Source organism: Phytohabitans kaempferiae (genome assembly GCF_042433955.1).
GTDB lineage: Bacteria > Actinomycetota > Actinomycetes > Mycobacteriales > Micromonosporaceae > Phytohabitans > Phytohabitans kaempferiae.
On the sequence record NZ_JBHLUH010000082.1, the window covers coordinates 13,929 to 32,161 of the forward strand.

An 18,233-nucleotide genomic window follows, 5' to 3' on the forward strand; every position below is an offset into this window, starting at 1 on the left:
GCGGTTGCGGGGCGGCGACTCAGTCGAAATCCGCGCTCCGGTGAATTGCCATGTTGATCAACGCCTCGCTGTCCATCGCGTCGATCGACGGTTTCCCGTCCGGGTCGCTGCCGGCGTCGTCGTGTACCGCCTGGACACCGGCGAGTTCGAGCAGGCTGTCCAGCAGCCCGGCATCGCGCAGCCGGAACAGCGGGATCGACGCCAGCAGTTCGCGGACGCTCTCCTCGGTGCGGGCCTCGTCATCGCCGACCTGCTCGGGCACCAGTTCGGTGGCCAGGCGATCGGCGACGGCCCTCGGGGTCGGGTGGTCGAAGATGAGGCTCGCGGGCAGCTTCAGCCCGGTGACCAACACCAGCTTGTTACGCAGGCCCATCGCGGACAGCGAGTCGAACCCCATTTCGTTGAAGGCCCGGTCGGGCATCACCTCGTCCGGTCCCGGATGCCCGAGCACGCCGGCCGCGTGCGTGCGAACCAGGTCGAGCAGTGCCTGAACCCGCTTGTGCGCCGGCATGCCGGACAGCCGGTCGCGGAGGCTGCCCGACTCGGCGGGCGCCTGCTCGGCGGTCCGCCGGGTGACGCCGGTGCGGACCAGGGCGCGGAACACCGAGGGCACGCCGTCCGGTCCGGCCGGACCGCCGAGGTCCAGCCGCATGGGTACCAGCAACGCCTCACCCACCACGCCGCCGGTACCGCCCCGGGTGGCCGCGTCGAACAGGCGCAGCCCGGCCTCGACGGGCAGCGCGGCCACGCCGGACGCGGCGATCCGCCGGGTGTCGGCGGCGCTGAGGCCGGTCGCCATGCCGGCGCCGCCGACCGACTCCCACAGGCCCCACGCCAGCGACCGCGCGGCCAGTCCCGAGGCGCGCCGGTGCGCGGCCAGCGCGTCCAGCACGGCGTTGGCCGCCGCGTAGCCGCCCTGCCCGGGGCTGCCGAGCACGCCGGCGGCCGAGGAGAACAGCACGAAGGCGTCCAGGTCACGGTCGCGGGTCAGCTCGTGCAGGTTGAGCGCGGCGTCCACCTTCGGCCGGAGCACCGCGCCGATCCGCTCCGCCGTCAGCGAGGTGACGACGCCGTCATCCAGCACGCCCGCGGCGTGCACGATGCCGCGCAGGGGACGGTCGTCCGGGACCGCGTCGAGCATGGCCGCTGTCGCCGACCGGTCGGCCAGGTCGCAGCCGACGACCGACACCGTGGCGCCGAGCGCCTCCAGTTCGGCCCGCACGCCGGCCGCGCCCGGGGCGTCCGGGCCGCGACGGCTGGCCAACAGCAGGTGCCGCACACCATGCGCGGTCACCAGGTGCCGGGCGACGATCCGGCCGAGCCCGCCCGTCCCGCCGGTGACCAGCACCGTGCCGGTGGTGCTCCATGCCCCCGACACGTCCACGGCCGGCTGGTCGACAGTGGACGGTACCGGCGTCAGCCGGGGTACCCGGATGGTCCCGGACCGCAGCGCCACCTGCGGCTCGCCCGCCACGGCGGCGGTCACCGCCGCGAGCAGGTCCGCGGCGCCGATGGTATCGGCGGCCGGGTCGAGGTCGACCAGTACGATCCCCTCCGGGTGCTCGGCCTGTGCCGAGCGCACCAGCCCAGCGACGGCCGCCCCCGCCAGGTCAGGGTCTTCCGCATCGCAGGCCGCCGCGCCTCGGGTCACCACGACAAGTCTCGCGCCGGCGAACCGCTGGTCGGCCAGCCAGGAGCGCAGCGTGGCGAGGGCCCAGCGGGTCTCCTCGTGGACCGCGCCGGCGCCCTGCCGGGCCGAACCGCCCGCGCACACCAACACCGTGCCGGCGCCGGCCGCGGCGTCAAGGTCTGCCACCGGCCGGGAGCCGAGGCAGCCGGCGAGTCCCCACGGGTCCGGACCCCAGATCCGCCACCGGGCCAGCACACTCGTGTCCACTGTGGTGGCGGCCGACTCGGGCCAGTCCAGGCGCAGCAGCGAGTCGGCGGCGCCCGCCTCGGCACCGCCGTCACCGGCCGCCGGGGCGCTCACCGCCGACATCGGCCGCAGCACCAGCGCACCGATCGAGGCGACCGGTTGGCCGCTGGCATCGGCGATGTCGAGTGCGGCGGTGCCGGCGCCGGCTGGCCGCACGCGCACCCGCAGGTTTGTCGCGCCGACCGCGTGCAGCTCCACCTTCTCCCACGAGAACGGCAGCGCCGGCTCCTCACCCACCGCGCCGGTCAGCCCGATCGCGTGCAACGCGGCGTCGAGCAGGGCCGGATGCACCCCGAACCGGTCCACATCGGACTGCGTGGCCGGGTCGACCCGCACCTCGGCGTACACGTCGGTGCCCCGCTGCCACGCCGCCCGCAGCCCGCGGAAGGCCGGGCCGTAGGTCAGTCCGCGCGCCGCGAGGTCGGGATACATCCCTTCCAGCGACACAGGTTTGGCGCCGGCGGGCGGCCACTCGGCCAGTTCGAACATCGGTGGCCGGCCGTCGCCGGGGCCGAGCACGCCGGTGGCGTGGCGGGTCCACACCTGTCCGGGCGCGGCACCGTCGTTTCGCGAGTGGATGGTGAAACGCCGCGCCCCGGTCCCGTCCGGCGCGCCGACCGCGCACTGCAGCCGCACGCCTGCCCGCTCGGGTAGCACCAGCGGGACCTCAAGGGTCAGCTCGTCGATCCGCGGGCAGCCGACCTCGTCGCCCGCGCGCAGTGCCATCTCGACAAGACCGGTGCCGGGAAACAACACCGACCGGCCGACCACATGGTCGGCGAGCCACGGATGGGTACCGACCGACACCCTGCTGGTGAACAGCGTGCCGTCGGCGTCGGCGAGCTCGACGGCGCAGCCGAGCAGTGGATGCTCCTCGACGCCCGGCGCGCCCGATCCGGTCGCCGCCAGCCAGAAACGCTGCCGTTGGAACGGATACGTCGGCAGGTCGGCGGCTGGCACGGCAGCGGCCGAGACGTCCACCCCGAGGCCGGCGTAGACCGCGCCCCAATCCACCGATGCCCCGCTGGTGTGCAGTCGCGCGACAGCGGCCAGCGCGGTCTCGGGCTCGGGCTGGTCCTTGCGCAGCCACGCGACCAGGTCGGCGCCCGTATCGCGGTCGCTGAGAACCCGCATGGCCATGGCGGTCAGGGTGGCGTCCGGCCCCAGCTCGACATAGCGGGTCACGCCGCTGCGGGCGAGGGTGGCCACACCATCGGCGAAGCGGACCGCGTCGCGGACGTGCCGCGCCCAGTACCCGGGGTCGCACAGTTGGTCGGCGGTGGCGAGTTGGCCGGTCAGGTTCGACACCACCGGTATGCGCGGCTCGGCGTAGGTCAGGCCCTCGGCCACGGCGCGGAACTCGGCGAGCATCGGCTCCATCCGCGGCGAGTGGAACGCGTGCGACACGGCCAGCCGCCGGATCCGGCGACCAAGCCCGGCGAGGTGGGCAACGACGTCCTCGACCGCCTCCTCGTCGCCGGAGACGACCACCGATGACGCTCCGTTGACCGCGGCGATGTCGGCACCGAGCGTCAGCAGCGGGCGCACCTCGTCCTCGCTGGCCTCGACCGCCACCATCACCCCGCCCGCGGGAAGTGCCTGCATCAGCCGGGCCCGGGCGGCGACCAGCGTGCACGCGTCTTCCAGGGACCACACCCCGGCGGCGTACGCGGCGGCCAGCTCACCGATGGAATGCCCCAGCAGGACGTCCGGCACGACGCCCCATGATTCGGCGAGGCGGAACAGTGCCACCTCGACGGCGAACAGCGCCGGCTGCGCGTACCCCGTCCGATCCAGCGCCGCCGCGTCACCGCCGGCGATCACCTCCCGCAGCGGGCGATCCAGATGCCGGTCCAACTCCGCGCAGACCGCGTCGAACGCCCGCGCGTACACCGCGAACGTGTCAGCCAGTGCGACACCCATGCCGAGACGCTGCGAGCCCTGGCCGGTGAACAGGAACGCCGTACGCCCAGCCGACGCGACCCCGGACACCAGGCCCGGCGTGGCCTCGCCGTCGGCCACCGCCATCAACCCGCGCAGAAACTCAGGACGACGGGCGCCGATGACCACGGCACGGTGCTCGAACGCGGCCCGCGCCGTCGCCAGCGCAGCCCCGATCCCGACCAGGTCGCGATCGCGGTCGTCGTCCAGGAACGCCAGCAACTGTTCGGCCTGGGCGCGCAGCGCGGCGGGTCCCCGGCCGGACAGTGGCCACGGCACGGCGACCGGTCCTGTCTCCCGCGCCGGCGCCGGCCGCGCCGCTGGCACCGGCGGTTCCTCGATGATCACGTGAGCGTTGGTGCCGCTGACCCCGAAGGAGGAGATCCCGGCCCGGCGCGGGTGCCCGTTCGGCGTCCACGGCACGGCGTGGGTGAGCAGCCGCACGTTGCCCGCCGACCAGTCCACCTCGGGCGAGGGCTCTTTGACGTGGAGGGTCATCGGCAGCTCGTCGTGGTGCAGCGCCTGCACCATCTTGATGACGCCGGCGACACCGGCCGCCGCCTGGGTGTGCCCGATGTTCGACTTGACCGAGCCGATCCACAGCGGACGGTCGGGGGGAAGCGCCTTCCCGTAGGTGGCGAGCAACGCCTGAGCCTCGATCGGGTCGCCCAGCCGGGTACCGGTGCCGTGCGCCTCGACCGCGTCGACATCGCTCGCGGCCAGTCCGGCGCTGGCCAGCGCCTGGCGGATCACCCGCTGCTGGGACGGGCCGTTGGGCGCGGTCAGCCCGTTGGAGATGCCGTCCGAGTTGATCGCGCTGCCGCGCACCACCGCCAGGATCCGGTGGCCCAGCCGCCGGGCGTCGGACAGCCGCTCCAGGACGAGCACGCCGACGCCTTCGGACCACGCGGTGCCGTCGGCGTCGGCCGAGAACGCCTTGCACCGCCCGTCCGGGGCGAGGCCGCCCTGCCGGCTGAACTCCACGAAGGTCTCCGGGGTCGCCATCACCGCCACGCCGCCGGCCAGCGCGAGCGAGCATTCGCCCTGGCGCAGCGCCTGCGCCGCCCAGTGCATGGCGACCAGCGAGGAGGAGCACGCCGTGTCGACACTGACCGCCGGCCCTTCCAACCCGAGGGCGTAGGCGACCCGGCCGGTGACGATCGATCCGGTGCTGTTGCTGCCGACGTAATCGTGGAACTGCACCCCGGCGTACACCCCGGTCTGGCTGCCCCGCAACGATGTCGGGTCGATGCCGGCCCGTTCCAGCGCCTCCCACGCCACCTCAAGCAGCAGGCGCTGCTGCGGGTCGATCGATGGAGCGTCCTTCGGCGACACGCCGAAGAACCCGGGGTCGAAGTCACCAGCGTCGTACAGGAACCCGCCGTGGCGCACGTAACTGGTGGCGGGGCGGCGCATGTTCGGGTCGTACAGGCCGGCCACGTCCCAGCCACGGTCGGCCGGGAACTCGCCGATCGCGTCGGTGCCCTCGGACACCAGCTGCCACAGGTCGGCCGGCGAGCGGACCCCGCCCGGCAGGCGGCAGGCCATACCGACGATCGCGACCGGCTCGTCGTGGTCACGCCGCACCGGGCCACCCGCCGCCGGTGCCGGCCCGGCGGCCGCCGTTCCAGCCAGCTCGGACACCAGGTGGTTCGAGAGCGTGGCGGCGGTCGGGTAGTCGAAGATCAGGGTCGCCGGCAGGCTCAGCCCGGTCGCGGCGGTCAGCCCGTTGCGCAGCTCGATCGCGGTGAGTGAGTCGAAACCCAACTGTTGGAACTGCGCGGTCGGTTCGATCCGGGCCCCCGAGTCATAGCCCAGGACGGTGGCGGCGTGGCCCCGCACCAGCTCCAGCGCGGCCGCGGCACGCTCGGCCTCGGGCAGGTCGGCGAGCCCGCCGGCCGGCGCGGCGCGCCTGGCCCGGTCAGGTGCCCGGCGGGCGTCGCGGCCGGCCAGCCCGTACAACAGCCGGGGCAGGTCGGCGTCGGCCGCCCGCAGCGCCGCGAGGTCCAGCCGGACCGGTACGACGGCGGCGTCGGACGACCGTAAGGCGTCGTCGAACAGGCCAAGGGCATCCGATGTGGACAGTCGCCGGAGGGCGCCTCGGCCGGCGAGCCGGGACGCCTCGACGGAGACGCCCATGCCGCCGGCATGCTCCCACAGGCCCCACGCGAGCGCGAGCGCGTGCCGGCCCTGCGCCCGACGATGTGCCGCGAGCCCGTCGAGGAACGCGTTCCCCGCCGCGTAGTTGGCCTGGCCCGGCGCGCCCAGCACGCCCGAGACCGAGGAGAACAGCACGAACGTGCCGACATCGCCGGCCAGGTCGTGCAGGTGCGACGCCCCGTCGACCTTCGGGCGGAGCACCGCGTCCACGCGGTCAGGTGTCAACGAGGTGAGGACCCCGTCGTCGAGTACGCCGGCGGCGTGTACCACCGCGGTCAACGGGTGCGCGGTGGGGATCGACGCGAGCGCGGCGGCCAGCGCGGTCCGGTCGGCGACGTCGCAGGCGATCGCGGTGACCTGGGCACCGGCCGAGGTAAGCTCCTTCACCAGGTCGCCGCTGTCTTCGGGGCCGCGCCGGCTGAGCAGCAGCAGGTGCCGCGCGCCGTGGGCGGTGACCAGGTGCCGGGCGACGATTCCGCCGAGTGCGCCCGAGCCGCCGGTGACCAGCACCGTGCCCTCGGGGTCGATGCCGCCGACCGGGTCCGGGTCGGTGGGCTGGTGGACGTGGCCGGTGGGCAAGGCGCGCACGAGCCGCGCCACGTGCCATGACCCGTCGCGTAGCGCGCCCTGCGGCTCGCCCGACGCGAGCAGGGCGGGCAGCAGCGCCCGTACGTCCGTTCCCTCGTCGGCGTCGACCAGCACGAACCGGCCCGGATGCTCGGCCTGCGCCGACCGGATCAGGCCCCACACGGCCGTACCCGCGAGGTCGGTGACGTTTTCGGTGCCGACCGCGACCGCGCCGCGGGTGGTCAGGACCAGCACCGAGTCCGAGGACCGTGGCTCGGCCAGCCAGTCCTGCGACGCCGCGAGAGCGCGTCCGGTCGCGGCCCGGACCGAGTCGCCGTCGGTGCCGGAGTACGGCGTGAGGTCGACCATCTCGAATCGCACCGGGACAGCGGTCGCGGCGGTCGCGGCGAATACCGCCGGCCGCCATTCCACGCGGTACAACGGGTCGCGGATCGACTGTGGCTGGGACACCGGGCGGAACGTCATCGCGTCGAGCGTCGCGACCGGGGCGCCGCCGGCGTCGGCGACCGCCACGGTGAAGCCGTCGGTACCGGCGGGAGTGAACCGGACCCGGAGGTCGGCAGCGCCGTTCGCGTGCACCTCGACGCCGGACCAGGAGAACGGAACCCGGCCCGCACCGCCGGCCGGCCCGGCCAGCCGCAGGGCGTGTGTGGCGGCGTCGAGGGCGATCGGGTGCAGCCGGTAATCGTCCGCATCGGACCGCGCCGGCACGTCCAGCCGTACCTCGGCGAAGACCTCGTCGTCGCGGCGCCACACCGCGTGCAGCGCCCGGAAGGCTGGCCCGTACTCCAGGCCCGAGGCGGCGAAGTCGTCGTAGAGCGTGGCCAGCTCGACGGGTTCGGCACCGGCCGGCGGCCATTCGGTCAGGTCGGTGCCGGGCTGACCGGTGGCGGTCACCAGCGTCGCGGTGGCGTGCCGGATCCAGTGCGGCTCCACCGAGGCGTCCCCGTCCGCCGGTTCCTCCGCGACGGCGCGGGAGTGCACGGCGACGGTGCAGGCGCCGGCCTGGCCGTTGGGATCGACCGTGACCTGGATCTGGACCCCGGTGTCGGCCGGCACCACGAGCGGGCTGTTCAGGGTCAGCTCCGCCACCCGCCCGCAGCCGAACGATTCGCCCGCGCGCAGCACCATTTCGAGCAGCGCGGTGCCGGGCAATGTCACGGCACCGCCGACCACGTGGTCTGCGAGCCAGGGTTGCCGCGCGACGGACAGCCGGCCGGCCAGGACGGATCCGCCGGTGCCGGCGAGTGTGACGGCCGCACCGAGCAGCGGATGCCCGGCCGGGTTCAGGCCGGCATCGGCCAGCCCGCCCGCGAGGTCGCCCCGGCCACGCGCGGCCAGCCAGTACCGCTCGCGCTGGAAGGCGTACGTCGGCAGTTGTACCCGCCGGCCGCCGCAGCCCGCGTACACAGCCGACCAGTCGACTGATGCGCCATGCACATGCAGCCGGGCCAGAGCCGTCACAGCGGAATGCGGCTCGGGCCGGTCCTTGCGCAACACCGGCACCAGAACAGCGTCCCGATCCAGGCACTCCCCCGCCAAAGCAGTCAACGTGGCATCCGGACCCAGCTCCACGAACCGGGTCACGCCCAGCCCAGCGAGAGTAGCCACCCCGTCGGCGAACCGGACCGCCTCACGCACCTGACGCACCCAATACCCCGGGTCACACAACACCTCAGGCGCGGCAACCCGACCAGTCAGATTCGACACCACCGACAACGTCGGTGCGGCATAGGACAACGACTCGGCCACCCGGGCGAACTCGACCAGCATCGGCTCCATCCGCACCGAATGAAACGCATGCGAAACCGGCAACCGCTTCACCCGCCGACCCAAGCCCACGAAATGAGCCTCAATCGCGGCAACCAGCCCCTCGTCACCAGAGACCACCACCGACCCAGGGCTGTTCACCGCCGCGACATCCACACCCGAACTCAGCAGCCCACGAACTTCCGCCTCGGACGCCTGGACCGCGGCCATCACACCACCGGACGGCAGAGCCTGCATCAACCTGGCCCGAGCCGCCACCAAACGACACGCGTCCGGCAACGACCAGACTCCCGCCACGTGAGCCGCCGCCAACTCACCAACCGAATGGCCCAACAGAAGGTCAGGGACCACACCCCAGGACTCCAACAACCGGAACAACGCCACCTCAACCGCGAACAACGCCGGCTGCGCCCAACCCGTCTGATCCAACGACCCGCCGGAACCGTCGGCGATCACTTCGCGCAACGGGCGATCCAGATGCGGGTCAAGCTCGACACACACGCCGTCGAACGCCTCCGCGAAGACCGGGAACGCCTCCACCAACCCTGAGCCCATACCCAACCGCTGCGCGCCCTGACCGGCGAACAAGAACGCCGTCAAACCACCACCAGCGGTGCCCTGAACAACACCAGGCACCCCGTCGACAAGCGCGGCCAACCCACGCATGCCACCGTCGCCGTCGGCGGCCAGAACCACCCCGCGGTGACTCAACGGCGAACGAGACGTCGCCAGCGTGTACCCGACATCCAGCGCGCTGTGATCGGGATGCTCGCGCAGGTACGCCAACAGCTGACCCGCCTGGGCCCGCAACGCGTTAGCGCCGTGCCCGGAGACCGGCCACGGCACCGGCGCGCCAGCCGGCCAGGTCCGCGTGGCCGGTTCGGCGGGCATTTCCGGGGCTCGGTCCTCGGCCTCGGCCTCGACCGCCTCCGCCGACTCCAGGATCAGGTGCGCGTTGGTGCCACTGACCCCGAAGGAGGAGACGCCGGCGCGGCGCGGATGGCCGGTGCTCGGCCAGTCCCGGGCCTCCGCCAGCAGGCGCACCTGGCCGGCCGTCCAGTCGACGCGGGAGGACGGTGTCGAGGCGCGCAGGGTCTTCGGCAACACCCCGTGCCGCATGGCCGACACCACCTTGATGACGCCGCTCACGCCGGCCGCCGCCTGGGCATGCCCGATGTTTGACTTGATCGAGCCCAACCACAGCGGCCGCTCGTCCGGGCGATCCTGCCCGTACGTCGCGAGCAGCGCCTGCGCCTCGATCGGGTCGCCGAGCGTGGTCCCGGTGCCGTGCCCCTCGACGGCGTCGACCTCGGCCGCCGGCACCCGGGCATCGGCCAGCGCCTGGCGGATCACCCGTTGCTGGGACGGGCCGTTGGGAGCCGTCAAGCCGTTGGAGGCGCCGTCGGAGTTGACCGCGGAGCCCCGGATCAGAGCCAGCACCGGATGGCCGTTGCGCCGCGCGTCCGAGAGCCGTTCCAGCAACAGCATCCCGCCGCCCTCGGCCCAACCGGTGCCGTCCGCTTCGTCGGAGAACGCCTTGCAGCGCCCGTCGGGCGCGAGCCCGCGCTGCCGGCTGAACGCGACGAACGGCCCGGGCCTCGACATCACCATGACGCCGCCGGCCAGTGCCAGCGTGCATTCGCGCTGCCGCAGCGCCTGGACGGCCAGGTGGATCGCGACCAGCGACGAGGAGCAGGCCGTGTCCACGGTGAGCGCCGGGCCTTCGAGGCCGAAGGCGTACGCGACCCGGCCGGAGATGACCGACGCCGCGTTGCCGGTGCTCAGGTAGTCGTCGATGACACCGTCGGTGGCGCCAGGGGCGAGATCCTCGTAGTAGTCCTGGCTGCCGCTGCCGACATACACCCCGATCGGCGCCTCACGCAGCGACAGCGGCGCGATGCCGGCCCGCTCGAACGCCTCCCATGTCAGCTCCAGCACCATCCGCTGCTGGGGATCCATCGTCAACGCCTCACGCGGCGAGATCCCGAACAGGGCGGCGTCGAACTCGCCGGCCTCGTGGACGAACCCGCCCGCACGCACATAGCTGGTACCCGGCCGGTCCGGATCGGCGTCGTAGAGAGCGGCGTTGTCCCAGCCGCGGTCGATCGGAAATGGCCCCACCGCGTCCATCCCGTCGGCCACCAGCCGCCACAGGTCTTCCGGCGAGCGGACCCCGCCCGGGTAGCGGCAGCTCATCGCCACGATCGCGACTGGTTCCCGGTCTGCGGCCTCGACTTCGCGCAACCGCGCCCGGGTCTGGTTCAGCTCGACCGCGGCCCGCTTGAGGTACTCCAGGACCCGTTCGTCGTCAGCCATCGGAGCCTCTCCAAGTTCCCTCGGTCCACAGCTCGCTGTCGAGCAGGTCCAAGACCTGGTCGACCGTCGCTCCTTCGAGCCGGCTCGCCATTCCGGGGCCATCAGCGGGGCTGAGCGCGCCGGTCAGCTTCGCCACCATCGCCTGCAACCGGGCAGTGACCCCGGTGCGCTCGATCTCCTCGTGCGGCATCGCCGCGACGAGCGTTTCCAACCGGTCCAGTTCAGCCAGCACCCCGCCGGTGCCCGGCTCGTTGCCGCTGTCGGGGCCACCGAAGGCGGCGGAGAGGTGGTCGGCCAGTGCCTTCGGGTTGGCGTAGTCGAACACGGCGGTGGCCGGTAGCCGCAGACCGGTAGCGGCGGCGAGCCGGTTACGAAGATCCACCGCGGTCACCGAGTCGACCCCGAGTTCCTTGAACGCGCGCCGAGGCTCGATGCCGGCCGGGCTGTCATGGCCCAGCACGGTGGCCGCTTCCGCGAGCACCAGACCGAGCAGGGTGCGTGCCCGCTCCGGCGCGCTGATCGCGGCCAGCCGGGCGCCGAGATCCGAGGTACCGGCGGCCTGGTCCGCCGCCGGTACCGGCCCGCCGCTGGCGGCGTCGAGCGCGGCGCGTGCCTCCGGCAGGTCGCGCAGCAGCGGCCGGGGCCGGGCCAGGGTGTAGATCGGCGTGAACCGGGCCCAGTCGATGTCTGCGACCACCAGGTGCGACTCGTCGTGCTCCAGGGCCTGCCGCAGCGCCTCGATCGCCAGTACCGGGTCTATCTCAGCCAGGCCGAGCCGGGTCAGCCGCTCACTGGTCGCCGCGTCGACCATGCCGCCACCGCCCCACGAACCCCAGGCGATCGACGTGGCGGTCAGGCCGCGGGCGCGGCGGCGCTGGGCGAGGCCGTCGAGGAAGGCGTTGGCGCTGGCGTACGCCGGGCGACCGGCGGTCCCCCAGACCGCGGCACCGGAGGAGAACAGGATGAACGCGTCCAGCGGGCGGTCGCCGAGCGCCCGGTCCAGGTTGGCGGCGCCGTCGAGTTTGGCCCGCGTGTGGTCGGCGAACCCGGCGAGGGTGGTGTCCAGCAACGGCGCTTCGTCGGGCAGTACACCGGCGGCGTGCACGACCGCGGTCAGCGGCGGCTCGGCGGGCAGCGCGGTCAGCAACCGGTCCAGCGCGGCGGCGTCGGCCACGTCGCAGGCCACGACGGTTACCTTGGCGCCGGCCGCGACGAGATCGGCTTCCAGGCCGGCGGCGGCCGGGGCGGTCGGGCCGCGGCGGCTGGTGAGCACGAGGTGCTCGGCACCGGACCGGGCCAGCCAGCGCGCCACCTGCGCGCCGATCGCCCCGGTGCCGCCGGTGATCAGCACGGTGCCGCGCGGTCGCCACCCCGAAGTGCCGGTGTGGGTCGCGGTATTGGCGGCGGCGGTGCCCGCGCGGCGCCTCGTGCGCACCATGCGGCGGGCGAAGACGCCGGCCGGCCGGATCGCGAGCTGATCCTCGTCGTCCAATCCGGACAGTGCCGCGCCCAGCCGGCCAAGCGCCGGCTGGTCCACCGCACCGGCCAGGTCGAGCATGCCGCCCCACCGGTCCGGGTGGTCGAGCGCCAGCACCGTACCGAGGCCCCACAGCGCGGCCGCGGCCGGATCGACGTCCTCGGTGGGGTCGACCGCGACCGCACCGGTTGTCACGCACCACAGGGGCGCGGCGACGCCGGCGTCCCGCAATGCCTGGAACAGGGTGATGGTGCCTTCCATGCCGCGGGAGAGCCCGTGCCCGCCGGCGGGCGGCCGGTCGTCGAACGCCGCCAGCGACAGCACGCCCGCCGGCTCACGGCCGTCCAACGCCTGGCGGATCCGCACGGCGAGAGCGCCGCGTCGACCGGCGTCGGGAACCGCGCTGCCCTCCGGGACGTCGGGCAGGTCCAGCCGCACCAGGTCGGCTCCGGAACAGGCCAGGCCGTCCGCGACCGCCCCGGCCATCGGTACACCGGCGGGGACGGCGAGCAGCCAGGTCCCGGCCGGCCCACCGGCCGTCGGGTCGGCCATCGGCCGCCACACCACCCGGTACCGCCAAGAGTCCACGGTGGAGGACGTGACCTGGTCGCGGTGCCAGGCGGACAAGGCGGGCAGCAGCGAGTCGAGACTGTCCGCGCCGGCCTCGAGCCGGAGTCGGGCCCGCAGCGCCTCCACGTCGCCGCTCTCGACGTCATGCCAGAACTCCCGATCCACCGGCTCGCCGGCCGGCGCCGGCACGGGTGGCGACGCCGGCTCCGACCAGAAGCGGCGGTGCTGGAACGGGTACGTGGGCAGGTCCACCAGCCGGCCGTCTGGGAAGAACGTCGACCAGTCCGGCGCCACCCCGCGGGTGTGCAGCCCGGCCATCGACGTGATCAGCCGTTCCAGCCCGCCTTCACCGCGCCGCAGCGTACCGGTCACCACGGCGTTGTGGTCGAGCTCGTCGAGCGTCTCCTGGATGCTCATCACCACCACCGGGTGCGGGCTGACCTCCACGAACGCGGCGTGCCCACGCTCGGCCAGCGCCCGCACGACCGGCTCGAACCGCACGGTCCGCCGCAGGTTGGCAAACCAGTAGCCAGGATCCAAATCGGTGCCGTCGACCCAGTCGCCGGTGACGGTGGACATCATCGGAACCGTCACCTCCCTCGGGGTGACGGGAGCCAGGTCCGCCAGGATGCGCTCCCGGAGTTCCTCGACGTGGGCCGAGTGCGAGGCATAGTCGACCGGTACCCGCTTGACCCGCGGTACCCCGTCGGCGGTCAGCTCGGCCTGAATCTCGTCGAGTGCCGCGCTGTCGCCGGACAGCACCACCGACCGGGCGCCGTTCTCGGCCGCGACCCAGATCCGGCCTGGCCAGCGTTCCAGCCGGGCCCGCACCGCGTCGGGGGCCAGGCCGGCCGACAGCATGCCGCCCCGACCGGCCAGCAGCTCGCCGATCGCCTTGCTGCGCAACGCGACCACGCGGGCGCCGTCCTCCAGCGAGAGGGCACCGGCGACGCATGCCGCAGCGATCTCACCTTGCGAATGACCGATGACCGCCGCGGGTTCGATTCCGTGGGCGCGCCAGAGCGCGGCGAGCGAGACCATCACGGTCCACAACGTGGGCTGGACCACGTCGACCCGCTCGGCCGGCGGCGCGCCCGGTTCACCGCGCAGCACCGAGGTGACCGACCAGTCCGTGAACGGCGCCAGCGCGCGTTCGCAGTCGGCGACCCGGGCCGCGAACACCGCTGACTCGGCGAGCAGGCCGGTGGCCATGCCAGCCCACTGCGAGCCCTGGCCGGGGAACACGAAGACGGTCCGCCCCCGAACGTCGGCCTGGCCGGTGACGACCCGGGCCGATGGCGCACCGGTCGCCAGGCCACGCAAGCCCGCGAGCAGTTCCGCGCGGTCGCGGCCGACGACCACGGCGCGGTGCTCGAAGGTCGACCGGCTGGTCACCAGGGAGAACCCGAGGTCCCGGTGTGACCCGTCCGGGTCGGCCCGGAGCCGGGCGTCGAGGCGGGCGGCCGCCGCGGCCAGTGCCGCCGGCGTCCGGGCGGACAGCACCAGCGGCGTCACGACCGGCGCGTCCACCGCCGCTGCCCGCACCGCCGGCTCCGCCGGCCCGCTGGCGGCCGCGGGGGCTTCCTCGATGATGAGGTGCGCGTTGGTACCGCTGATCCCGAACGAGGAGACGGCCGCCCGTCGCGGGCGCCCGTACGTCGGCCACTGCCGCGCCTCGGTCAGCAGCTCCACAGCGCCCGCCGACCAGTCCACGTGCGACGAAGGCTGGGATACGTGCAGCGTCTTCGGCAGCACGCCGTGGCGCAGCGCCTGCACCATCTTGATGACCCCGGCGACCCCGGCGGCCGCCTGCGGGTGCCCGAGGTTGGACTTGACGGAGCCCAGCCACAACGGGCGGCCGGCGGGCCGGCCCTGTCCGTAGGTGGCCAGGAGCGACTGCGCCTCGATCGGGTCGCCGAGGGTGGTGCCGGTGCCGTGCGCGTCCACAGCGTCCACATCGGACGATGTGAGGCCGGCGTCGGCGAGTGCCCGTTCGATGACCCGCACCTGAGACGCCCCGTTGGGCGCGGTGAAGCCGTTGCTCGCGCCGTCCTGGTTGACCGCCGAACCGCGCAGGACCGCCAGAACCCGGTGCCCGGCGCGCTGCGCGTCGGACAGCCGCTCCAGCACCAGGACGCCGACACCTTCGGCCCACGAGGTGCCGTCGGCGTCGGCCGAGAACGCCTTGCAGCGGCCGTCGGGAGCCAGGCCGCGTTGCCGGCTGAAGTCTACGAACATCTCCGGCGTGCCCATCACGGTCACGCCCCCGGCCAGCGCCAGTGTCGCGTCACCACGCCGCAGCGCCTGGCTCGCCAAATGGATCGCCACCAGGGACGAGGAGCAGGCGGTGTCGAGGGTTACCGCCGGGCCCTGCAATCCGAGGCTGTACGCGACCTGGCCGGAGACGAGGCTGCCCCCCGGACTGCCTTGGATGTAGTCGTGGTACATCAGGCCGGCGAAGACGCCGGTGGGGCTCCCGTGGAGGCTGTGCGGGTCGATGCCCGCCCGTTCGATGGCCTCCCAGGCGGTCTCCAGCAGGATCCGCTGCTGTGGGTCGGCGCGTCGGGCCTCGCGTGGGCTGATCCCGAAGAAGTCGGCGTCGAATCCGGCGGCGGAGTAGAGGAATCCGCCGGTGCGCACGTAGGTCTTGTCCGGCTGTCCCGGTTCGGGGTGGTACAGCCCGTCGATGTCCCACCCACGGTCGGCGGGGAACTCCCCGATCGCGTCGCGGCCGGCCGCCACGAGCTCCCACAGGTCTTCCGGCGACAGCACGCCGCCCGGAAACCGGCAACCCATCCCGACGATCGCGATCGGCTCGCCGTCCCGCGCCTCGACCTCCCGCAGCCGCCGGAGCGCCGTCTGCAGGTCGGCCGCTGTCCGCTTGAGGTAGTCGCGGAGCTTGTCCTCAGTCGCCATCGCCCGCTCGCTCACGAGATCCCCAACTGGTGGTCGAGGATGTGGAACAGTTCGTCGTCGTCGGCTTCCCTGAGCCGGTGGCCGGCCATCTCGTCCGGCCGGTCCGCCGCACCGCCGTCCTGCCACCGCCGCAGCAACGCGTTGAGCCGCGCGGCCACCTTCGCCTGCCCGGCTCCGGCCGGGTCCAGGGTGGACAGTGCCGCCTCCAGCCGGTCCAGCTCAGCCAGTACCGGCAACGTCGGGTCGGCTGGGCCTGGATCGAGCAGCCGCATGAGGTATCGGGCGAGCGCCGCCGGCGTCGGGTGGTCGAACACCACGGTGGCCGGCAGGCTCTGCCCGGCCAGCGCGCCAAGTTGGTTGCGAAGCTCGATGGCGGCCAGCGAGTCGAAGCCCAGCTCCTGAAACGCTCTGGCGGGCGGGACCGCGTCCGCCGAAGCGTGCCCGAGCACGGCCGCGACCCGCGCGCAGACCACGCCGAGCAGGAAGTCGTCGCGCTCGGCCGCCGGTGTGGCGGCGAGCCGTCGCGGCAGGCTACCGTCCGAGCCTGACGAGGGTCGCCGACCGCTTGGGCCGGTGCCCGAGCCGGCCCCGGCGAGGGCGCGCAGCATCGCTGGGACCTCCCCACCGAGCCTACGCAGCGCCGATAGGTCGACCTTCATCGGTATGAGCACGGGGTCCCCGCTGGCGAGCGCGGCGTCAAACAGCGCCAGCCCTTCGGCGTGCGACAGCGGCGGCATACCGAGCCTGTGCAGCCGGCGCAGCCCAGCCTCGTCCAGCTCGGCGGCCATGCCGCCCCCCGCACCGGTCCACGCGCCCCAGGCCAGCGACACGGACGGTCGCCCGCTGGCGCGCCGGTGCAGTGCCAGTGCGTCGAGGAAACCGTTGGCCGCGGCGTAGTTGGCCTGCCCGGCGCCGAGCAGTACTCCGGCGGCCGAGGAGAACAGGACGAACGCCGCCAGGTCCGGTCCCTGGGTCAGCTCGTGCAGGTGCCAGGCACCGTCCACTTTGGGCCGCAGCACGGCCGCGAGCCGGTCTGCGGTCATCGACGCGATCACACCGTTGTCGACCACGCCGGCCGCGTGCACGACGGCGACGAGGGGATGCCGTTCGTCGATCCCCGCGAGCAGCGCCGCGACCTCGCCCCGGACGGCCACGTCGCACCGCGCGATGGTGACGTCGGCGCCCAGTGCGGCCAGCTCGTCGCGCAGCCCTCGCGCACCTGCCGCGTCCGGGCCACGTCGGCTGGTGAGCAGCAGCCGGCGCATCCCGTGCGCCGTCACCAGGTGGCGGGCCAGCACCGCGCCGAGCCCACCGGTGCCGCCCGTGATCAGGACGGTGCGATCCGGATCCCAGCCGAGCCGGGTATCCGCCGCGGGTCCGGCCACTCTGGACAGGTGTGGGGCGAGGAACGCGTCGCCGCGCACGGCGATCTCGGCCCGCTCCGTCACCAGAACCGCGCCCAGGTCCGCAGCCGACAGGCTACCGGCCGGGTCATCCCCGTCGACGAGCACGAACCGGCCGGGGTGCTCGGCTTGCGCGGCACGGACCAGGCTCCAGACGGCGGCGGCGACGGGGTCGATCGGGTCGCCCTCGGCCGCGGCGACCGCGCCGGTGGTGACCACCGCGAGGCGGGCATCGGAGCCGGCCGTGTCCAGGCTTTCGCGTACCGATGCCAGCACGCTCGCGGCGGTGGCGTGCACCTCGGCGGGGAGGTCCAGGCCCCGCGTGGAGGGCACGGTAAGCACGGTGGCGTCCGGCGCGGAGCCGTCGGGCGCCGGCCGGGGCACCGCTTCCCAGCCGAGCCGGAACAGCGAGTCGCTCGCGCCGCCCGCCAATCCGGTCGCCGGACGGACAACCAGGGAGTCGATCGACGCGACCGGGGCGCCGCTCGGGTCGGCGATGGTCACCGACACCGCGTCGGGGCCGGCAGGCGAGATCCGTACCCGGATCGTCTGGGCGCCGGCCGCGTGGATCGTCACCCCGCTCCAGATGAACGGGAGCGGTGGTGGCCCGTCCGCCTCGCCGCCCGCCCGGTCCAGAAGCTGGACGTGTAACGCGGCGTCGAGGAGGGCTGGATGCAGTCCGTAGGTGGTGGCGTCGACGGCGGTCTCGGCGAGGGCTACCTCGGCGTAGAGGTCGCCGCGATGGTGCCAGGCGCGGCGGAGGTTCTGGAAAGCCGGGCCGTACTGGTAGCCCTGGGCGGCGAGGTTGGGGTAGGCCGAGGTGAGGTCGTAGGCGGTGGCGTCGTCAGGGGGCCACGCGGTCAGGCCGACGGCGGTGGCGCCGTTCGCGGCGGTCAGGGTCCCGGTGGCGTGGTGGATCCAGGGGGCGTCGGAGTGGGCGTGGGCGTCACGGGAGTGGATGGTGACAGTGCGGCCGCCGTTATTGTCCGGATTGGTGACGGCGACCTGGAGGGTCGCGGAGCCGTGTGGTGGCAGGGTGAGTGGGGCGTGAAGGGTGAGTTCGGCCAGGTGTGGGTAGCCGATCTCGTGGCCGGTGCGGGTGGCGAGTTCGACGTAGCCGGTACCGGGTAGCAGGGTTTGGCCCAGGACGGTGTGG

General features: G+C 73.8%; 3 protein-coding genes. All 3 read right to left on the reverse strand.

Annotation, left to right across the window (positions count from 1 at the left end):
• Positions 1 to 19 precede the first annotated feature (19 nt).
• Positions 20 to 10,711: a type I polyketide synthase gene (locus ACFFIA_RS37835; RefSeq protein ID WP_377260917.1), complete on the reverse strand. Its 10,692-nt coding sequence runs from the start codon at positions 10,709 to 10,711 to the stop codon at positions 20 to 22.
• Positions 10,704 to 15,689, reverse strand: a complete 4,986-nt coding sequence (locus ACFFIA_RS37840) for a type I polyketide synthase (RefSeq protein ID WP_377260919.1) — start codon at positions 15,687 to 15,689, stop codon at positions 10,704 to 10,706. Before ACFFIA_RS37840 ends, ACFFIA_RS37835 begins: the two co-directional genes overlap by 8 nt.
• Positions 15,686 to 18,233, reverse strand: a 2,548-nt coding sequence (locus ACFFIA_RS37845) for a type I polyketide synthase (protein WP_377260921.1), incomplete at its 5' end; no start/stop codon positions are given. The genes ACFFIA_RS37840 and ACFFIA_RS37845, both read right to left, overlap by 4 nt.